Here is a 1,971-nt window from a genome sequence, read left to right on the forward strand (position 1 = left end):
CAGCGGCGCAGGGGGGCGTAGGACACCAGGGCGATGCGTTCGCCCGGCTCGCTGCGGCCCCCGGCCTCACCGCCGTCGCCCCGCCGTCCGCCCCGGTGGCGGCCGCGCGGGCCGGGGCGCTGTACCACGTGGTGCAGATGGCGAGCGTGCTCACCGAGGCGGTCACCGTGCAGGACGTCTGCCGGGCCGTGTCGGAGCAGTTGCTGCCCGCCTTCGGCGCCCGGGAGCTGGCGCTGTACACCGTCCGCGAGGGCCGGATGTACCTGCTGTGGGAGTCGGGCTACCCGGAGGGCTTCCTCACCCCGTTCGAGGGCGTCACCCTCGACACGCAGCTGCCCGGCGTCCATGCTCTGACCACGCGGCTCCCCCTGTTCTTCGAGTCGCCCGAGGACCTCTCCCTCGCCTACCCGGGCATCACCCTGGACCGCATGCAGGCCTGGTCGTTCCTGCCGCTGATCGCCTCCGGCCGTTCCGTCGGGTCCTGCATCCTCGGCTGGGACGCCCCGCACCGGTTCACCCCCGACGAGCGGTCCGCCCTCACCGCGCTGAGCGGCCTGGCCGCCCAGGCGATGGAACGGGCGCGGCTGTACGACTCGGAGTCCGCAGTCGCCCGCGGCCTCCAGGAGGGACTCCTGCCGCACCGGCTGCCCACCGTCGAGGGCCTGCGCACCACCGGCCGCTACCTGCCCGGCACGCAGGGCATGGCGATCGGCGGCGACTGGTACGACGTGATCACCACCGGGCGTGGCGTGGCCCTGGTCATCGGGGACGTCGAGGGGCACAGCGTCGGCGCCGCCGCGGTGATGGGGCAGTTGCGCAGCGCGGTGCACGCCTTCGCGGCGAGCGAGCGCCCGCCGCAGGAGGTCATCACGCACACCAACCGGCTGCTGAGCGAGCTGGAGTCGGACGTCTTCGCCACCTGCTGCTACATCGAACTCGACCCGGCCAGCGGGCGGGCCCTCGCGGTGCGGGCCGGCCATCCCCCGCCGCTGCTGCGCCACCCCGACGGGCGGGCCGAGACGCTGGATCTCGCGGGCGGCGTCATGCTGGGCGTGCAGCCCGACTCGGTGTATCCCGTCACCGCGCTCACCCTGGCCCCCGGCAGCGTTCTCGCCCTGTACACCGACGGGTTGGTGGAGCGGCCGGGCCGCGACATCGAGACGGGCATCGACGCGGTCCGCCACCGTCTGTCCGAGACCCCGGCGGACTCGGTGGAGCATCTCGCCGACCGGCTGGTGGGCACGGCCCGGCGGGCCAGGGAGCGGCCGGACGACGTGGCTCTGCTGCTGACGGCGTACCGGTGATTGCGGCGTCGCACTCCCGGCAGGCTGCCCGGACACCCCACCGAACGGGCGAACAGCCGTACGGGGCTTGGCGGAGTACGGTGGGCGGAACCGGCGAGCGAGGCGGTGGTTGCGGTGGAGTGGCAGCGGTACGCCGAGCAGATGGCTCGGCTCGCCCGGGATCTGGTCGCGCAGGATTCGGTCCAGGCGACCCTCGACGCGATCTCGTCGTCGGCGGTGGAGCTGATCGAGGGCTGCGACGCGGCCGGGATCCTCACGGTCGTGAAGGGCCGGGCCGTGACCCTGTCCGTGTGCGGTGACATCGTCGCGGAGTCGGACCGGCTGCAGGGCGAGTTCGGCGAAGGGCCCTGTTTCGACGCCGCGCGCCGTGTGGACGGGGAGCGGCTGTTCCGGATCGCCGACATGACCCGCCCGCAGCCGTCCTGGCCGCGCTACAGCCGGGCGGCCCGCGACCTCGGGATCGGCAGCATGACCGGTGTCCTGCTCTACACCGACGAGGAGGACTTCGGTGCGCTGAACCTCTACTCGCGCCGTCCCGGGGCCTTCGGTGAGGACATCGAGGCCGCCGGCTGGCTGCTCGCCTCGCATGCCGCGGTGGCGCTGGCCACGGCCCGTACCGTGGACCAGTAGCTCCTGCAGACCGCTGCGGGCGTCCGCGACCAAGGGC

Annotated in this window: 1 protein-coding gene and 1 pseudogene; both read left to right on the top strand. The window is 73.8% G+C overall.

The window, feature by feature from the left end; all coding sequences use genetic code 11:
* Window positions 1–1,304, top strand: a 1,304-nt coding sequence (locus tag ABT116_RS43680; RefSeq protein ID WP_351646359.1) for a PP2C family protein-serine/threonine phosphatase, incomplete at its 5' end; no start/stop codon positions are given.
* Between the two features lie 141 nt (window positions 1,305–1,445).
* A pseudogene (locus tag ABT116_RS43685) lies at window positions 1,446–1,931 on the top strand (GAF domain-containing protein); the annotation flags it as partial.
* Window positions 1,932–1,971 lie beyond the last annotated feature (40 nt).

This window comes from Streptomyces sp. NPDC002130 (genome assembly GCF_040296465.1).
GTDB lineage: Bacteria > Actinomycetota > Actinomycetes > Streptomycetales > Streptomycetaceae > Streptomyces.